This is a genomic window from Mycoplasma sp. 6934, assembly GCF_055523595.1.
Map to the genome: position 1 here is coordinate 674,270 of NZ_JBVFVE010000001.1, position 19,671 is coordinate 693,940.

The 19,671-nt window shown below is 28.4% G+C and carries 15 protein-coding genes; 4 read left to right on the forward strand and 11 right to left on the reverse strand.

Going from position 1 to position 19,671, the window contains the following annotated elements; all coding sequences use genetic code 4:
- Nucleotides 1-54: 54 nt before the first annotated feature.
- Entirely contained in the window at nt 55-1,233 is a 1,179-nt protein-coding gene (mip, locus tag AC0B4S_RS02880; protein ID WP_465101612.1) for an Ig-specific serine endopeptidase MIP, read from the reverse strand.
- Between mip and AC0B4S_RS02885 the strand changes: the two genes are divergently transcribed.
- Nucleotides 1,225-2,373 (forward strand): IS3 family transposase, encoded by a 1,149-nt coding sequence (locus tag AC0B4S_RS02885; RefSeq protein WP_465101233.1) that lies wholly within the window; start codon nt 1,225-1,227, stop codon nt 2,371-2,373. The genes mip and AC0B4S_RS02885 overlap by 9 nt on opposite strands.
- Before the next feature lie 30 nt (nt 2,374-2,403).
- Here AC0B4S_RS02885 and AC0B4S_RS02890 read toward each other — a convergent pair whose 3' ends face one another.
- From AC0B4S_RS02890 to lon, 10 genes are all read right to left on the reverse strand, one after another.
- The gene (locus AC0B4S_RS02890) at nt 2,404-3,945 is read right to left on the reverse strand and encodes a DUF31 family putative serine protease (protein WP_465101613.1); all 1,542 of its coding nucleotides are present in this window, start codon (nt 3,943-3,945) and stop codon (nt 2,404-2,406) included.
- Nucleotides 3,946-3,963: 18 nt separating this feature from the next.
- Complete coding sequence (locus AC0B4S_RS02895; protein ID WP_465101614.1) at nt 3,964-5,346, reverse strand: MSC_0618 family F1-like ATPase beta subunit; 1,383 nt, start codon at nt 5,344-5,346, stop codon at nt 3,964-3,966.
- The gene (locus AC0B4S_RS02900; RefSeq protein WP_465101615.1) at nt 5,346-6,875 is read right to left on the reverse strand and encodes an MSC_0619 family F1-like ATPase alpha subunit; all 1,530 of its coding nucleotides are present in this window, start codon (nt 6,873-6,875) and stop codon (nt 5,346-5,348) included. Before AC0B4S_RS02900 ends, AC0B4S_RS02895 begins: the two co-directional genes overlap by 1 nt.
- 8 nt (nt 6,876-6,883) lie before the next feature.
- Nucleotides 6,884-9,061, reverse strand: coding sequence for an MSC_0620 family F1-like ATPase-associated subunit (locus tag AC0B4S_RS02905; RefSeq protein ID WP_465101616.1), 2,178 nt, complete (start codon nt 9,059-9,061; stop codon nt 6,884-6,886).
- Nucleotides 9,054-9,512, reverse strand: coding sequence for an MSC_0621 family F1-like ATPase epsilon subunit (locus AC0B4S_RS02910; protein WP_465101617.1), 459 nt, complete (start codon nt 9,510-9,512; stop codon nt 9,054-9,056). Before AC0B4S_RS02910 ends, AC0B4S_RS02905 begins: the two co-directional genes overlap by 8 nt.
- Nucleotides 9,512-10,408, reverse strand: a complete 897-nt coding sequence (locus tag AC0B4S_RS02915) for an MSC_0622 family F1-like ATPase gamma subunit (protein ID WP_465101618.1) — start codon at nt 10,406-10,408, stop codon at nt 9,512-9,514. The genes AC0B4S_RS02910 and AC0B4S_RS02915 overlap by 1 nt, the downstream gene beginning before the upstream one ends.
- Nucleotides 10,408-10,926 carry an MSC_0623 family F1-like ATPase-associated protein gene (locus AC0B4S_RS02920; protein ID WP_465101619.1) on the reverse strand — a complete coding sequence of 173 codons (519 nt, stop codon included), beginning with the start codon at nt 10,924-10,926 and terminating at the stop codon, nt 10,408-10,410. The genes AC0B4S_RS02915 and AC0B4S_RS02920 overlap by 1 nt, the downstream gene beginning before the upstream one ends.
- A 3-nt stretch (nt 10,927-10,929) precedes the next feature.
- On the reverse strand, nt 10,930-12,447 hold the full coding sequence (locus tag AC0B4S_RS02925; RefSeq protein ID WP_465101620.1) for an MSC_0624 family F1-like ATPase-associated membrane protein: 1,518 nt from the start codon (nt 12,445-12,447) through the stop codon (nt 10,930-10,932).
- 215 nt (nt 12,448-12,662) lie between these two features.
- Nucleotides 12,663-14,132 (reverse strand): amino acid permease, encoded by a 1,470-nt coding sequence (locus AC0B4S_RS02930; protein ID WP_465101621.1) that lies wholly within the window; start codon nt 14,130-14,132, stop codon nt 12,663-12,665.
- A 1-nt stretch (nt 14,133) separates the two neighbouring features.
- Nucleotides 14,134-16,773 (reverse strand): endopeptidase La, encoded by a 2,640-nt coding sequence (gene lon, locus AC0B4S_RS02935; protein WP_465101622.1) that lies wholly within the window; start codon nt 16,771-16,773, stop codon nt 14,134-14,136.
- A 281-nt stretch (nt 16,774-17,054) separates the two neighbouring features.
- On the opposite strand from lon, the gene nadE reads away from it, so the two are divergent.
- From nadE to AC0B4S_RS02950, 3 genes are read left to right on the forward strand one after another with little or no spacing between them, the layout of a single operon-like run.
- The gene (gene nadE / locus AC0B4S_RS02940) at nt 17,055-17,846 is read left to right on the forward strand and encodes an NAD(+) synthase (RefSeq protein ID WP_465101623.1); all 792 of its coding nucleotides are present in this window, start codon (nt 17,055-17,057) and stop codon (nt 17,844-17,846) included.
- 9 nt (nt 17,847-17,855) lie between these two features.
- Entirely contained in the window at nt 17,856-18,590 is a 735-nt protein-coding gene (locus tag AC0B4S_RS02945; RefSeq protein ID WP_465101624.1) for a YebC/PmpR family DNA-binding transcriptional regulator, read from the forward strand.
- On the forward strand, nt 18,590-19,621 hold the full coding sequence (locus AC0B4S_RS02950; protein ID WP_465101625.1) for a ZIP family metal transporter: 1,032 nt from the start codon (nt 18,590-18,592) through the stop codon (nt 19,619-19,621). Before AC0B4S_RS02945 ends, AC0B4S_RS02950 begins: the two co-directional genes overlap by 1 nt.
- The last annotated feature ends 50 nt before the right edge of the window (nt 19,622-19,671 follow it).

Consider the following 19,671-nt stretch of genomic DNA (forward strand, 5'->3'; position numbering starts at 1 on the left):
AGAATTTATAAAAAAATGAATTTTTATGTATATATTATATAAGAAAATTATATTTTATTTATTAAATTTAAATTCTTCAGGAATATTATTAAAACCTGTAGGGAATAAATTAGTTTTAGAATCAGGGTATATTTGAGCCATAGCTTGGCGATAGGAGTTAATTTGAAGATTTCCTCCTCCATATATTAAATCATATTGCGGTAAATTATATTCTCCAAATAATCCTTGGTAATTAAATCCTTCTGATCTAAAGGCTGCTAATAAACCAGTACGAGCAGCGGAGTTACCAGAATGGAAAACACCAACAAGCTCATTATTTTGATTTCTAAATGATGTCCCACTAGCTCCACCATATGGAACATATTGCTTAGGTAAATAATTTAACCCATACCCAATTAATTTATCATTGCCTGAGACATAAAAGTCTTTACCAGTATGAGTTGCAGTTAAAAAAGCATCAGTAAGTCCTGGTTTATTAGTAAAAGTACGATAGCCAAGTGAACTAGATAAATAATTACCTAAATCTTTATAACTTTGCTCATATTCATCTTTATGCCAATAAAACTCTGGGTTTGAATTTGTTCAAAGCGAATATATATCCATTCGGGTACGGTAATTTTCACTTTGATTTGCACCTGATCCATCTTCATTTAAAAAGAAATAATCTTCAAATGATAATGGGTACCCAACTGAATATAGTTCGTTCCCTTGGTACTGTTTTTTAGTTTCATTAGTTGAAATTAGTTCGCGGTCAATTTGAGAATAGTCTTGTAAGTATGATTTTTTTAAAAATTTAATATGTTTATCTTTGGTGTTTGCATAATCATTAGTAATTAGTTTTGCAAATTCATCAGGTTTATTCTTGATTTGATCATATTCATAATCTAAATTTGAGCTAGCATTTGTTGAATAATCATAGGCTCAAACATTATCTGAATTAACGTGACTAAAATCAAATTCTAGCACTGCAAAATCCACAAATTCTTCTAAATTTTCATATTTTGCTTTTTGTTCTGGAGTTAAAAAATCAGCAGGTTTTGAAGATAAAAAGTTTTTTCCTTCAAAAACTTTTTTCACCATAGATTGAGCAACACCATTTCTAAAAGTAAATTGTTCAAAATCAATATCAGTGCTTACTGCAGAAAATTGTTTATCTAAATTAGACAGGGAAAAAATATTCGGACAAAATCCGAATATTTTTAATATAAAGAAAAGGAGGTAGTTATGAGACATTTAAAGACTAAGGAATGGGTCAAAATTTTTGACTTATACGATAAATATTTGAACCTGGGAATAACCAAGGCAGAATTTGAAAATTTATGTTTTGATATCAGAAAAGTATACTGAAATAAAGAATCAATGAGAAATATGTTAAAGAAAAGAAAACTGTATAATTTAAATATGAACATAGAATCACAAAGTGGTAAATCACCTAAGAAAGATAAAGGTGTTGGGAGAAAGAAAAAGAAAGTTCTCGATTATACATGAATTGATACTCTTAAAGACGATGAAAAAGATGCAGTTATAAAATACTACTATCGAATTTTTAATGAAAATAATATTGATGCAGATATCTCAAAGATAAAGAAAATCAAGAATCTTTCACATACTAAAAAATCTAAAATGATATGTGTTTCAAGATCTACATATTACGAGAAATTGAAAGATAACAACAAGACTAAAGAACTAAAGGTTAAACACAAAGAAATAATTTTTCAAAGTTTTGTCGAAAATAAAGAAAGGTATGGACGAAGGAGACTTGCTAAATATATTTTCCAAGAATATAATATTCAAATAAATCCTAGAACCCTAGGAAATTATATGAAAAAACTGAATTTGAAAACATTTGTTAGACAAAAACATAAAACTAAAGAATCTAAAAATACTAGTGTTAAAGTACCTGATTTAGTAAAAAGAGATTATAATTCAAGCAACAATAATATATATGCAACAGACGTGACCTATATACCAGCACCAAAAGATATTGAACAGAATCATATTTATTTATCTGCAATTATTGATCATAAAACTAAGTTTGTGACCTATGAATTATCACTTAGAAATGATACTGAACTAATTTTGAATAATATCACCAATACAAAATTCAAAAATAATTTTATTTTACATTCTGACCATGGATCTACTTATTCTTCGCTTGAATATACTAAAAAAATAAAATCACTAAAAGGTAAAATATCAATGTCAAGAATTGGTAATAGTCTTGACAATCGTGAAATTGAGTATTTCTTTTCAATTCTTAAAAGTGAAATTTTCCCAAATTTTGTTCAAACCTGTAAAAGACTTACTTTTATTGAATTATCACAAAAAATCAAAGAATTTATAAACTGATATAATTATAAAAGAATAAGATAAAAAAAACCTTCCCAAAGCATTCCGTTTGGCTTAGCCAAATGGTATGGTTGGGGAAGGTAAAACCGTCCGAAAAAAATTTCCCAGTTTAAAATTAATATTATTTTTTAATTTAGCAATGCTTACATTCCGAGTTTGGCTCGTAAAATTATCTGCAACGTGTAAGTTAGTTCCAAAATATCATTTAGTTGGATATTTCCCATCCTCAGAAATTTGATAATCTAAAATCCACATTGTTCCAGCAGAAGATTGAGTTGATCCTTCCACTGGATTAGTAAATTGTACGCTATAAGTCTGCATTGCTGCCGTTTTATAATATTCATTAACTAAAGTTCGTGCAAGGCCACTATATCTCCATTGGAAACGCCCAATTGAATCCGCACGTTCAGGTCCTTTTTCAATTTCACCGCCTGCTTGCATTGCCAGACCTAAAAATTCTCCATTAGTGTCATATTTTGGTAATGTAAAACCTTTAATATAAGAAGATTGATATGTATCTAAACCTAATTCTTTAGCTTTTTTATCAAAATTATTTATTGCTTCTTTGTTAGAAGCAATATTTAAATCTAAGCGGTAATCAAGGGGCGAAATTCCTTTAAATTGTAAATGTGCCATCAAACTATTTAAATATAACACATTATCCATTTCATAACGTTGTTGATGGTTTAAATGTTTATATAAAACATAATCATGGTTTAAATGTTCATGGTTTTGAGGATCGTTTTTATCATATGCATTATTTTTTTTACCATCAATTGGGTTAAATTTAAGACCAGTAATAAGTTTAGATCTTGTAAATACCTCACTTGGATTTGTTTTATTTGTAAAAGTAATAATTAAATTTAAAGCTCCTAGTCAATCAGAAATATTTTGGCCTTTTTGGTCTACAAAATAATCAAATTTTGTAACATTGTAATTATATAAATTGGCATTTTGACCTTTAACATTAATTTCCAAATCCGCTAGTTTTAAATCAGTTGGATAAATATCTTCAAGTTTCTTTGAATCATTAGAATGTTTTGTAATTTCAAAGTCAACATAACCTAGTTTGTCAGTTTTAAATTCTATGGGCTGCGCTATTTGCTCAGAATGATATTTAACAGTAGTATCTTCATAAAATAACTGAGCTTTAGTTAAAGAACTGAGTGAGTTAGGCACTTCAAAACTTCCGGCATATACTCCATATGAAACTGATCCATTAACTAAGTCAACTTTAACAGTATCATTAAGTAAAATATGGAATTTATCACGTTTTAAATCTTTTTGGTTTTGGGCATGGAATCAAAAATCCACTTGACGAGAATAAGGATCAAGTTGCACTAAATTAAAATGGTTTAAACTTTTAGTGCTAGTAACTTCTGGCGATTTTTGGGTGGTATTATTACCAGGATTTTTTGGTTGACTATCATTATTATTGCCTGGATCATTTACAGCTGGTGGCAGTGGGGCAGGATCAGGTTCTGGGTTTGGTTTTTCTGGGTCTTTTTGTGTTGGATTACATGCACTAAGAAAGAACAAAGGACTTATAAGTGATGAAACACTAATAAGTCCCTGTAATATTTTTCTTTTTCTCATTATTTAAAATTAACTATATTACATTGATGATTCAAGTTCTTCATCAGTAGGAATAGTTAAGTTTGATCCAACATATTGGAAAATTTCAGGACTTTGTTTCAAGTATTTTCCTTCAAGAATTCTGATAACAGAGTCAACTGTTTCGTTAAGTGGCACAAAAACCCCTGGTGATTTAGTAAAGTGTTCAGTCATGAAGAAGTTTTGTGTAAAGAAGTTTTCAAGTTGTAAAGCTTTTTTAACTGTGTTTTTACTTTCATCATCCAGTTCATCAAAACCTAAAATTAAAATAACGTCTTCTAAATCCTTGTAAGCTTTTAAAATCCTCTTAGCCTCAATAATTGCATCAAAGTGCTTTTTACCTAATAATTCAGCAGTAACTGAGTTGGATTGACTAGCTAATGGATCAAAAGCAGGGAAAATATTTTTAGCAGATTGCGCACGTGATAAAACTAAGTTCCCATCTAAGTGGTTAAATACGGCAACTGCTGATGGATCTGACAAGTCATCCATTGGTAAAAACATTGTTTGGAATGAGGTAATTGATCCATTTTCATTTTTAAATAAACGATCTTCAACTGCCGCAACATCACTTTCCAAAGTAGATTGATATCCACCAACTGATGGACGTTTTCCTAAGGTAGCACTTGTTTCATTTTCAGCTTGTAAGAAACGGTAAATATTATCAACGAATAAAAGCACATCTTGGTTATGTTGATCTCTTAAGTATTCAGCAGCTGTTACTCCAATTGGCACAATTGACATACGAGCACCAGGTGATTCATTCATCTTAGAAATATACATAACTGATTTGTCCATTAGGTTTGAAGATTTAAGCTCATTGTATAACTCAATTGCTTCTCTTGAACGCTCACCAGAACCAATGAAAATGTTTGATGTATTAGGTGATTGACGGTTGATGTTGAAAATCATTTCCTTCATTAAAACAGTTTTACCAACACCAGCTCCACCAAAAATACCGATTTTGTATCCTTTGACAATTGGAATAAAGAAGTCAATTGCTTTAATACCAGTTTCAATAAATTCAAATTCACGAGTAAGGAAACGAGTGTTATTGATAGTTGAATTCATTTCAACTTTAAGTGGAAGGTATTCTTGTGGTAATAATGCTTCACCTCTAAATGAGTAAATGTTATTAAGCGAGTCTTTACCAACTGGAACCATAAAGCTATGTCCAAGGTTTGTAACAACATCGCTAATTGAAATTTCTTGTGAACTATAAATTACAATAGCTCTAACAGTAGTATCATTAAGCACTCTTTTTACTAATAAATAAGTTGCACCATTATGTAAAGTTAATAAATGGTTTACTTTTGGTAAGTGATCTTTAGAAAATTCTATTTCAAGAACGTCTGACCATAAACTTAAAATTTTTCCATTCATTATTTATCTCCTAATTTCATTGCTAATTCTTCAAGGTAACTTTCTTCAAAGTCAACAAATTCATGGTCAATGGTTATATCTCAATTATAACCATTATATTTAGCATATTGTTTTAAAGCTGATGCAAAGAAAGTTCTTACTAAGGCATCATCATAAACTTCAGTATCATTAATAATCTTATTATATGCATTTTGTGCTTGATCATTAGTTTGAATTAATAAATCAATAAATTGCAAGGCCCTTTCTTGGTCTTTAATTCCGTTAAATAATCCCCATGAGATTAATTTAGAAGTAAGTAAAACTGTTTTTTTAGAATAAATTGCAAAGCCTTTTTGATTAAATAATTTTTCAATTAACTTACCTTTGTTTAATAGTTCAGTAGTTTCTTTGTTAAATTCGTAATCTAACATTGAAAGTTTTAAGTGACGTTTGTATTTTCTGTATGCTTTACCAACTTCGGCAGCTACTTTAGTAACACTACGGCTTTGCACGCTTGATCCAGTACGCGAAACAGATAGATCAATGTTAATAGCTGGCAAGATTCCTTGTGAAAATAAATCGGCACTAGTTACAATTTGACCATCAGTAATTGAAATGATGTTAGATGATACTAATGAGGTAATATCTCCATCAATAGTTTGTAAAATTGGCAAGGCAGTAATAGTTTTTCTATTTTCAAAACTTCCTGAACGCTCTAATAATTGAGAGTGTGAGAAGAATGTATCCCCTGGCATAGCTTCTTTACCAACTGGACGGTCAGTTAAAAGTGCAATTTCACGAATAATGTTTGCATGTTTTGTTAAATCATCAAAGACAACCAAAACATCATGTTCGTATGATAAGTTTTCAGCATGTGCCATTCCTATGTATGGTGCAAGGTATTGTTCAAAAGCACTTGTTGAAGGCGCATCGATAATAATTGTATTTTGCATTGCTCCATATTCACTTAAAGTACGGTAAATTCTTGAAATTGCTTCACGTTTTTGGCCAACTGCGACATAAATTGATTTAACTCCTTCCTTAGCTTGGTTAATAATTGTGTTAATAGCAATATGTGTTTTACCAGTTTGACGATCACCAATAATTAATTCACGTTGTCCTTTACCAATTGGTATAAGTAAGTCAACTGATACAATACCAGTAAATAACTGATCTTTAAGTGTTTTAACTGACATTAAGTCGTGGGCTAGTTCAAAAACTTTAGCTCCTGTTGGTTGTGTATATAAATAGTTTTTCTCAGGTGTTGGAAGTACTTTGTTTCCAAAAATGTCAATAACATTTCCAAATAAATCACTTGGTGTATCAACTCTAGCATCATCATTTTCTAACACAATTTCAGCACCAATTTTAAGTTGAGCTTCCTTTGTATTAGCTAATAAAAAGGCTTTGTTTGCTGTCGCATTTATTAACATTAATTTAACATCAGTATTATCTAATAAATGATAAAACTGTCTTTGTTTATATGGGAATTCCCCGGTAACTTCTACTATATAATCAAATATAGATGTAATTGTTGGATTTTTATTCATTTTTCCTCCTATAATCCTAAAATATGTAAGACAATACCTACAATAATTGCAACAACAAATGATGTTGCTAATAAAATTGATAATTTTCTATATTGTTTTCAACGGTCTGTTGTAAATGCTTTTATAAGCATAAATGTGTTTGCGATGCTTGCTATAAGTCCCATAACTCAAAGCGAAATTCCAAATCCCATAATTATGCTACCATTAGTCTTAACTTCTTGGTTATTACGTTTAATAATCTCTTTATATGCAGCTTGTTGCTCATCTTCAGCAGGGTTAGGTGCTGGTTCTTGAGATTGAATGTTTTCTTGGGCATTAGCACCAGCTGGAATATTTGGTTGAGTAGGTTGGCTTTGCGATGTTTGAGTTTGAGTTTCACCAATTACTTTTTGTAATAGCAATAATTCTTCAGAAACTATTTTAATATTTTTAATGAATCTTTCATACCATTTTGTAACATTAAATGTTGAAAGATCAGTTGATTTTCTAAGTTTATAAATTTTGGTTTCTAAGTTAGAATAAAAGGTGTTGATATGTTTAATGTCAATTCCTTTTTCTTTTAGTTGACCTTCTATTTTATCGTTACGAGTAATCCGATTTTTTAATAACTCTTTTTTACGGTTTAAAGCATTAACTAATGAATAATAGTAAGGTAAGTTATTAATTTGTGAAGTTTTTATTGAAGCTAAGGTTAACTCGGTTAAGTTATCTTCAAAACCAGAACTATTTAAAACTGTCTTAGAAACTTCAATTAAGGAAATATCATTTGCATATGCATTTTGTACAGCTTCATAATTTTTAATAAATGATGCAGTGTTAATTAATTGCACACCACTATTAACAATTTGAAATAAAGCATCAGATAGTTGATTACTTTCAAGATTTGTATAGTTTATTTTTTCATCAATTCCTAATGACTTATATAAGTCTGTAAATAATTTTGAAATTGTTTGGTAAGTTAATTCGGTTAAAGCCGCAGTTTTTTTATTATTATGAACTTTTACTTCTGCAGTATAAGTTCTATTCTTATCAACTTCAACTGTATCGCTAAGTTTTACTTCAGCAATATATTTATCACCTTCTTTTTTAACACTTTGTACAGTATATTTATATCTAGTGTTAACAGGGTTTTTAAAGAAGAAAATTTCGTTATTAGAAGCAAATTTTTCAGCTATGTCACTATCATCCATCTGATGCCATTTAAGTTCAGGAGACAAAGGCGGAATCCCTTGTGAGATCTCTTGAGTTTTAACTGGATCTGTTGGTTTATCTTGATCTGGATTATCAGGATTATCTGGATCAGGTGGTTGTTGCTGTTGCTGTTGTTCTTGCTCTTCTTTTGTTAATTCAATATTTTTTTCTAAGTCAAACTTAGAAATTCTAGGTTTAAATTTAGAAACAATATATTCATCTCATGAATTATAACCTTGTGGTGGTTTAATATCATATCTATTATCTTTTGGATCTTCGTTAAGTGATAAAAAATAATCTTTATCAATTTCTAGGGCATCTTCTTCTTTATAAATTAATTTATTAAATTCTTCTAATAAACTTTTCCCATATTTCCCAAGAGATTCTTCTAATTTTTTCTTATCTCATGAGTTAACTTGATCTTTACCACCATCAGGTACTTGAAAAGTTGTTCCTTCACCTAATGGAGTTTTATAGTCAGTTGGGTTAGTTGATCCAACTCAAACCCCATTAAAATCTTCATTGTTATATTTAATATTTGAGATATCAACGTTACGCTGGGTTCCAGCCACTAATGGGAAGATAATATTTAAATCCTTAGCCGAAGGATTTGCAATAATTTCATCCTTATTCTTTTTGAAAAAGTTTGAAAGAATGTTTAAGTAAGTAATTTTACTTAATTTCTTTTGAAAATCTGTTTCTTGAGTATTAATTTTTTGTTTTTGGTCGTCAACTCATGAAATAAAGTTGTTAACCGCGTTAGTAACCATTTCTTTAGTTGCATTTTCAGCAATTTCTTTAAATGAGTCGAAGTCTTCAGCATTTTTTGGTGGGGTTTGTGGAGCTTGTGTGCCTCCAGGGTTTTGTTGCTCTCCCCCAGTTCCTTGGTTAGGATTTTGGCCTTCACCTGGAGTTTGTGAAACTAAAGCTAAAGGTGCAAGTAAAGTTGGCGAAAGGGCTAATAAGTTAAACAGTTTTTTGAATTTTTTATTCATGGTTATTAACCTCCTCTAAATTCAATAACTTACTCATTGATAGTTTAAAGATTTCGTATTCTAAAAATTCTAATTCGAGTACTTCTTCGATTGATCAACCAATAAATTGGTTTGAAACTAAATCTGATACTCGTTGTTTTTTAGTAAACAAATCATTATTTAAAGCAATTTTTTGGTTTGTTTTTTTGTAAAAGTTAGGTTTTGAAAATGTTTTAATATTCATCATATTATCTTGTGTAAGAAAACTCACATTCTCTAAGAACATAAAAAACGTATTTTGCACTGTATTATTAACAAATTTTAATAAAAGTCTTGGGTAAGAACCAATTGAATTATCACCTAGTTTAACTCATGTGTCTTCATCATTACTATTAATAAAAACATCATAATCATAAATGTTATCTTTCTTTTTATTGTTTAAGAAAGTAATTGAAATTTGTTTAAATGCCATTATTTGCCACCCTCTTCAAAAATAGTACGTTTTTTCTTGGTTAAGAAAGTTATTTCTTCAATTTGCTTTTCTTGTTTTACACGATTAATACGTTTAGTTAATAACAATAATTCATCATCAAGTTGTTTAATTTTTTTGTCAATTGTAACTAGATTGTTTTTAGCTGCATAAAATGATGATTCAGTAATAAGTGAGTTAATAGCATTTTCTAAGAAAATTGAAATTTGTGACTCAATAAAGTTTTCAATATTAGGATAAATTTCCGCAAATGATAAGAATTGTGAGTTTTTATCTACTACAGACTCGGTATGTAATAATTTTGCTACGTCGAATGCTTCAAGCGGCAAAACTGTAAATACGTCTTTAAAGTTTTTGTTTGAGTTAAGTACAAAGTTTACTTTTGTATAGTTATTTTCGATAAATAGTATTTTAATTGTTTTAGTTAATAAAGTAGTTAAGTTCTTAAATAATGTATTTTCAAAATGTAATAATTGATTAAATTTATGTAGCTGCGCAAATGATTTTGCACGTTCTCCAATAGTAATTAAATCAATTTCAGCCTTTTTAGCTCTTGCTAAAATTTCATTTTCATATCTTGTATATGATTCAGTACCATATTTTTGTTCTTCAGTAATATAAACATAGAGTTCTCTTGTTTTATGAAAAAGAAATTTATGAGTTGTAGGTTTCGAATCAGTTATAAAGTTATTTGAGATAGTATACTTAGATTTTAAAAACTTTAGTAAATTAGAGTTAAGCAAAGCACTATCTAAGTAAAATGATAATTTTTTTGTTAAATTAAGGATGTTAATTAACAAAATATTTTTATCATTATTTACTTTTAATTTTATATTTTCTAGGTTCTGTTTCTTTTGGACTAGTTCCTTTATGTGCATTATTCAACTTTTGAGGTTACTTCTTGGTTAAAAAATAGTTTTAATGAATCAGGACCTTGAAAAATAAGTGTGTTAGGAATAAGCTCTAAATAAAAACCTCTTGAGATTAATTCGCTAATTTCTGTATTAAATGCTGTTAAAAGATTATTAATAGCATAATCTTCCTCATCAGAAACAAAATTAATCACATGATTATCTGAAAGGATTTCACCACTAGCAATTAGTGGAACCATTGTAACTTTTGAATATTTTAAATTTAAGTTAAACATAATTGTGAAATCCTTAAATTGAATATTGTGTCGCTCTCTAACAGCTTTTTCTAATCTATGTTTGATTGTTTTAAATTCAGGCGATTTAAACCCTAAATTATTTAACAATAATGGTTTGCTAATTATGGTCTCAAAAGATAAAATCTTAGAAGCATTTTGTTCATAAACGGTTTTATATTGTTTGTATAAATCAAAAAGACCTTCTTCATTGATTTTTGGTGTTTTTTTAAATAATGTTGTTTTTCTCATATGCTAGTTTCCCTTCTTTAAACTAAATCTTTTTTCTTTAAATATTCTTAAGGTTACAAGAGTTTCTAACTGTAATGCTTGTACTACAAATAATGTAAATATTGAAGCCGCATATACAATAACGATAATTTTAATTACTGAAATTGGGGTTGGCACTGAAACCAAAACATAATTGTTATTAATTAATAATTGGTGGTTTAAACCTAAGATTAATAATAAAATAATTTTGAATGAAAAGATCATTACTAACATGATAAATGTTAACTTGTTAATAAATTTATTTACTAGTATGTAGTGCGTAAATGTGGAAATTGATAAAAGACTAATTACTAATAAATTAATAATCATAAAATTAGAATTTTCAAATTGAATTACAGATACCATAAATGGTAATCAAATTAATAATTGTGCTATTGAAAATCTAATAATTAAATTTGATGGGTTTTTTGTCTTAGTGTATTTTAAGTATGAAACTAAGAAATATAATCCAGTTGCTAGAATTGCTAATAGGATAATAATCCCATTGTTAAAGTTATAAGTGGCTTCGGCACCTAAAATCGCAAATTTAGCAGGATCTTGTAGTAAAAGTGTTGCTAATCACACTGTAACTAATAAAGCAAATACAAGTGCAATTAAGAAAGAATCTTTATCTTGATGTTTGTAAATATTCTTTTCTGATAATTTTTGTAGTTTAATTACGTTTGCTCCGATGATTAAGAATATTACGAAAATAAATGAAGCAGCAATAATAGCTAAATTACTAAAACTTTTAATATTGAATAATTGATCAACAAAGTTTCAATATTTTTGTTCATTTCCAGTTGTATTTCTAAATAATCTTGCCCCATCTGCTTTTGAATATGAAACTCAAAGTAACACGTTAAATAACACAAAAGTAGTTAATACAACTTGGGAAATAACCTGAATAATTAAAGGTCAAGTAGACTTATATAAAACAGGGTCTGACTTTCTTTTAATTAAAAAGTTATATATTTCAAAAGCAACGTTAATGAATAATAAGGGAATTAAAATATAAATTAATTCTAAGTATTGATATGCTCTAAATTTTACTTCTGCACCATTATCATTTTTGGTTAAAATAAATGTGTAAAATAAAATTAATGAAACAAGTGATAACAAAAAGTATAAAACATAGAATATTGAATAATGTTTTAATTTTTCTTTTTGCGTATTAATATTTGAGTAATTTTTGAAAATACTAAATAAAAATACAAACATTAAAATACTAAACCTTATTAAGACAACGGCATTATTTTCTTGCTTTGTAATTGTTTCAAATGAAATAAAATCTTGCAAGTTTGCACTAGTGCTGTTAACTTTAATTAAAGTTGCTGGGAATAATGATTTGTCAAGTGTTAAAAATAGCGACAAAGCTCCAGCGAAAAAGAAAAGAATTAAGATAATTTTATAAATAAAAATTCATTGGTTCTTCGATTTAGAACTAATTTTAGAATTATAATTAACATAAATTCTTTTCTTCTCAAATAATTCATTTGTCATTGAATTTACCTCCTATATATTATTACGTATTTAATTATATCTTATATTGTTAAATTCTGTATGCATAAATCTACAAACATAATATATTTCCATGCCTTGAATACAGCCTTAAAAAATATTTTTAGCTGTTTTTTTTTTTTTTTAGGAACTAAGTTGTTATAAAGGGGCTAAATCCACCTTTAAAATCACTAAAAAATCCTAGCCAAACTAGGATTTTAATGATGATATAAAATTGCTTTTTGTTTCATGTGTTTAAGTTTTTGTTTGTATTTATAATATGAATAATAGCGAATTAAAGAGCCCGAAATTAAGAATGCAAGGTATCCAAAAATAGTAAAGATCACTTCACTAGTTAAACTAGCACCAAAAATATCTGGTACAAAAAATGTAATTAACAAAAATGATGCTCACATAATTCCAGCAACATATGCAATTTTCTCTCAAATCGGTATTCTTGTAATTTTTTTCTTCTTTTCCAAGATAAAGGCGACAATAAAGGTCATGATATCTTCAAGTAATAAAGCAATTGAACTCATGTTAATTACAGCATCAAAATAATTGCCTTGTTTTTCTTTGGGGGCTAGTAATACAATTAAACATAAAACAACCATTGATACAAGTGTATAAAAGGCAACAAAAATAATTGCTTTTTTGTATTCGTTATTTTTGTTCTTTAATGCTAAAGATTCAACGATTAAATTATCTTGAGCCAGTGGCACTAATTTTCGTGCACTTGAAACAGTTTGAGTTATTTTATAACCAATATCTCCAGATATAAAACCAACCACAAAGATGATTAAACCAAAAATTCCTAAAGATAAATTATAGTATTCATGAAACTTTTTATCAATAAATGCTTCGCGTAGTCCTAGCATTACAGAATAAGCAATCATGTAAAAAACAAAAACTAACCCGATTGCACTAAGTAAAATTACTCTAAAATTTTTAAAATGCACATCCTTGGTCATAGCAGCCATGTCTTCAATTCCCGCAAAAGCAAAGATAAACAGTAGAGTACTAGAAAAAATAAGTTTGGTGCTGATATTTTTAGAACGCACAAAACTTTCATGGTAACCTAGATTTGTAATTTGGGTAATCAGTAAAATTAGCCCAAGTCCAAGAACTAACCATTTTAAAATTGAACTTGCTAAAATTACCTTTTTACTAAGTTTTAAACCAAAAGTAGAAATAATAATTAAAATCCCAAATAATAATACCGCTAAAGACCTAATAATTCAAATAATTATGATTAGGTTAGGTGTATTTGGGCTAAGAATATCTTCAATAATTCTTGATAAAAGCAAGGGTGAAATTGAAGATAAAATTGGTGATTGAATAAATTGGTTTCAACCAATAAAGAAAATAAAATTACGTTTAAAAGAACGATTAAATCTTTGATGTATTGATAATTTTGAATTTTTCTTCATTGAGTAAGTGTGATTTGTTATATCATCATCTATATTTCTGGCAAAGGCATATGATCCTCCGTAATGATCGCTATATACGTTGGATAGACGGGAAAATACTAAGGATGTTCCCAAAACAGTCAATAAAGATAATACAATAACAAGATAACCCCAATAACCAAGATTTAAAACACTGGTTATTGTGGTTATAAAACCTAAACCAACGATGAAGTTGATTGTAAAAAGTGTAAATGTTTTGGCAGTAAAGTGCTTGCCCATACTATTCTTTAATTACTTTTAATGGTTTTTTCTTGTTGAAAATTACGTTGTATATTTCTTCGTAATTTTTAACAGGAATGTATGTTAATGTATTTTTTATTTCAGCTGGTATATCCCTTAAATTATTAATATTACCATATGGGATAAATACTTTTTGAATATTTTTTTGGTTTGCTGCAAAAGATTTTTCTTTTAATCCACCAATATCTAAAACTTTACCACGTAGGGTGATTTCGCCAGTCATTCCATAAATTGGTGGAACTGGGAATTTTTTCAATGCAGAAATTAAGGCAGTTGTAAATGTTACACCTGCACTAGGCCCATCTTTAGGAACGGCGCCTTCAGGAACGTGAATGTGAATTGTATGTTTGTCAAAATCAAATCCACTAATACCAAATTTTTCAACATTAGAACGAACATATGAGACAGAAATTTGAGCAGATTCCTTCATAACTTCTTTTAATGATCCAGTGATTTTTATCTCTTCTTTTCCAGGGAAAATATTAACTTCGATCTGCAATGATGAACCACCAGTTGAAGTATAGGCAAGACCATTAACGGTTCCTGGTTTTTCTTCTTCAATTTCTTTATTTTTCTTGTAAAGAGCCACTCCTAATAAGTCTTCTAAGTCTTCAATTTCAACAGCATGATGTTTTGGCCAATCTTTTTGTTTAGTTTCTAACAATTTAACTGTTAATTTACGTGCGATTTTATCTAAAATACGTTTTAATCCCCGTACACCGGCTTCAGAAGTATAATGTTGAATAATATATTTAAGTGTTTCATCACTTAGTTGCAAGTAATCTTCAGGTAAAGCAACTTGTTGCATCGCTTTAGAAAGTAAATGTTTTCGAGCAATATGAATTTTTTCCGTTAAAGTGTAAGATGAAAGTTCAATAATTTCAACACGGTCAATTAAGGCGTGCGGAATACTTTCATAATAATTTGCCGTTGCTATAAAGATTGCTTTAGATAAATCATATTCATGTTCAAGATAATGATCTTGGAATTTAGAGTTTTGTTCTGGATCTAAAACTTCCAGCATTGCACTAGCTGGATCTCCTTTATTAGTTGATGCCATCTTATCAATTTCATCAAGTAAAATAACAGGGTTTGAAACTTCTGCTTTTAAAATACCTTTAATAATTTTTCCAGGCATCGCACCAACATATGTGCGACGATGACCCCTAATTTCACTCTCATCATGGACTCCTCCTAAAGAAATTTTTACAAATTTACGTTGCAATGATTCAGCAATTGCTTTAGAAAGAGAAGTTTTTCCAGTACCAGGAGGACCAACTAAACAAATAATCGGAACATTATTGAATTCTTGAACTTTTTTATTATCTTCTTTAAATAAGTTTAAATCTACTTCTAGTTGATTATCGAGTTTGAGTTTTTTAGCAGATTTTCTCTCATTATTTTTTTGGTTAATAATAACTGCAATATATTCAACAATTCTTTCTTTAACTTTATCTAATCCATAGTGATATTTTTCTAAAACTGCGCGGGCATGTTTAATATCTAAAAATTCTTTTTGTGTTTTTCTTCAAGGTAATTTTTTTAATGTGGAAACAAAAGTTTTTGAAATTGAAGCTTCTGGTGAAGCTGGCATCATTTCGCTTGAACGCTTATTTTCTTCTGTAATTAATTTTTTAACTGAATCAGGATAAATTTGTGCTTTAGTTTTATCGCGCAAGTCATTTGCATATTCATCTTCCACAATTGGAACATTAATATTTGCTAGCTCTTCTTGTAAAATTTTAACCTTTTCACGAATTATGAATTCCTTATGTTGATTAGATACTTTTTTATTCATATTTTCTTGAACTTGTTTTGAAATTCCGGCAGATAACCCTAAAAATTCACTAATACGGCGTAAAATTTCTTGTAATTCTGATATTGAAAATTCATGATACATTGTTCCACGATCAAAATAATCATTATTTAAATATGAAATAGCACTTAATAAAAATTCTTTAGTACTTTCAAAACCATGTTTTTTAAAGTTATATTCAGTATATTTACCAACTAATTCTTCAAGGTAGTTAATTGAAGCATATTGATCAGAAAGAGGTTGATTAATAAAGAAAATTTCTTCAAAAGTTTTGCTATTATCAGCATCTCTTTCAATAGGATTTTGTAATGATCTAAAAATGTCATAATATCTCATTAGATCATTTTCGTTTTGAGATGCATTTAGATCAGTAAATAAGTCTAAATCATCACGTTCACCAATTACACCAAATGAAATTTGACCTAGATCATATTTTTGTGCAATTTCTTCATATTGGATTTGTGGATAAAACTTATATGGAGCCTTTGGATCGCTTTCTTCGTATACAATTAAACCAATATCATCTACATCAAAATAACTTCTTGATTTAAAAATTATTTTATGTCATTTGCCATTTGGGGTGTTTACTTCAACAATACGTAAAAATGTTGCTAAAATAGCACGCGAATCAATGGTATTTTTTTCATCATGATAGACGACAACAAAACTATCACCTTTTTTAAATCTTTTAAAAGCAAGGTGATCAGCATTATTAAAAAATTCTTGCTCTATAATTGCACCAGGTACACAAGCTTTCTTTTTATCTAAGATTAAGGCACTTAATGTTAATTTATTTTCTTTCATATTTCTCCCATAATTCTGATTTTAATAAATATTTTTTTTCGGAAATTAAAATTTAATTAAGTTCCAAAAAATCAATATACTATTATAATATTAAAAGTTATTTTTTATTAAAAACAACTTTTCAAATAATTTTAAATAAAAATTTTTATATTTCATTATTATACATTAAAATATTAAAGATCTAATTAATAAATAATTAAATATAAAATCAATTACAAAAACCGTAAAAAGTATACTTTATATTTAATTTTATATATTAAAATTTCCAAAAAAGGAGTAAAATGAGTAAAATTAGTAAATATAATAATTTTCAAGTAAGTTATGACCACGAAATTGCATTAAAGTACTTAAAGAAAATTCAAAGCTTCTTAAAGTGTCGATTGCTAAAGGCAAATGCAAAGGGATTTGTAGTTGGAATTAGTGGCGGAGTTGATTCTTCATTAGTTTATGCAATTGCGAAATCAATTATGCCTAAATCCACCCTTGGTGTTGTTATGCCAATTAATAATATGAATCAAAGTGATTTAGATCATATTAAATTATTAGAAAAAAACTTTAACGATACTTTTCAAAGAGTTGACTTAAGCAAAACTTTTGAATCTTTATCAAACCAACTAAATTTAAAAAATGATTTAGCGATTGCTAACATCAAACCAAGGCTAAGAATGACTACATTATATGCCCTAGCCCAAGAACATAATTATTTAGTTTTAGGAACTGATAATGCTGATGAAGTTTTTATAGGTTACTTTACCAAATTTGGCGACGGCGGGGCCGATTTATTACCAATTTCAAAACTTACCAAAGGAGAAGTTAGATTTTTGGCAAGTTTGTTAAATGTTCCAAACCAAATTATCAACAAAACACCAAGTGCCGGACTATGAGAAGGTCAAAGTGATGAACTTGAACTAGGTTTTAGTTATAATCATTTAGATTTTTATTTAAATCATTATAATAATAGAGAAAAATTAGTAGAATTTTTAGATAGAGAAACTATCGATAAAATAGAATATAAACATAAAATAACACAACATAAACGTGATAAAATATATACAGTTAGAAATATAAAATAGGAGAAAATTATGGCAGGACATTCACATTCAGCAAATATTGCACACCGTAAGGGAGCACAAGATGCAGCAAGAGGAAAAATATTCCAAAAACTTTCAAAAGAAATTTTTGTAGCAGCATCTCTTGGGCCAGACCCAGATATGAACCCAGCTTTAAAATTAGCAATTACTAAAGCTAAAGCAAAAAATATGCCAAAAGATAATATTGAAAGGGCTATTGCGAAGGCTAAAGGTTCTAAAAATTCAGAAACGTATACTGAATTATTATTCAATGCTACAGTAAGTGGTGGAGCAACTTTTATCGTTGTTGCTTTAAGTGATAATGTAAATCGTGTTAAATCAAATATTCAGGCATATTTCAACAAACAAAATGCAACTTTAGGAAAGACTGGGCAATTGCCATTTGCTTTTGATAAAAGAGGCGTTATTGAATTTGAAAAACAAGATTATTCAAATGATGAAGTAACTTTTGTTGCCTTAGAAAATAATGCACAAGATGTACAAGAGACTGATGCTTCATTTATCTTAACTTGCTCACCCGAAAACTTCAGTAATTTAAAAAATGCCGTTGAAGCAGCTTTAAGTGTTGAAAACTTCACCCAATGTGAAGTAACATATATTCCAAATATGTATGTTGAATACGATTCAGAAAAAGAGAAAAAATTGCTTGAATTTGTTGATAAACTTAAAGATGATGACGATGTTCAAGAAGTGTATCATAATATTGAAATTAAACATAACTTATAATGCGTTGAATCGAAACTTTATATAACTCTTTATCAAATAACTTAAATAATGAAATAATAGCAAAACTCCTGTTAATTTTAATATTTTTAGCAGCAATGCTTCTAATACCAATTTTAATTTCATTATTCTTACCTTTTTTAAATAAATATTTATCGAAAAAATCATTTAGTATTTATGTATATGCTTTTTCGACAGGTTTTTTTATTGTCCTAGCAACCTTTGGGTTTTTACGTGAAGCCCTTGAAAATTCATATTTATTTGTATCTAAAACATTTGGACGTGACTATAGTAAAAGCACATTATATGGATATAATATTTTGTTTGTGGTTGTCGGTTTAATAATTGGCCTTGCATTTGCTTTTTTTATTAAATTTGTTTTATCATATCAATTTAACAAAAAACTTTTGACACATAAATCGCTTAGTGTTTTTGTTCATGATCATAGTGATGATCATGAACATCATCAGCACATTCATGAAGATTATATTTTCAATTCTCAAGATAAAATAGACATTGCCAATTCGACAATATTTAAAAAAACAGAGGCAAAACTAAAAATTATCGCTTTATTATTACTTTTAACTCACCGAATCCCCGAAGGTTTGTTATTAGGTTACAACCTCAGTTTATTTACCCCAAATGAAATTGGTGAAGTTAACTATTCAATTACATTTGCTTACTTTTTTTCATTAATTATTCATTTAATACCTGAAGAAATTGTTTTTTATATAAGGTTAAAAGAATCTGGCTATACACCTATTAAAGCACTATTATTATCATTCTTAGGTTTGTTTTTATTTTTACCTTTTATGGTAATAGGCATGTTTGCAGGTGGCTCAATTGATTACTCTGGTAAAGCAATGTTATATGCAGGAGTTGGCGGAATATTTATTTTCACATCATTAGTGGAATTTTTTCCCGAATTTTACCACCAACATTTTAGTAAACATAAATGATTAATTACATTGGCAATTTTATTTTTAGGAGTGATTATTGCTACCTTAATCCTTTCTTTTCACGAACACAAATAAAAGATCATTAAGATCTTTTTTTACACAAAAGAAAGCCATAAAAGTTTAAA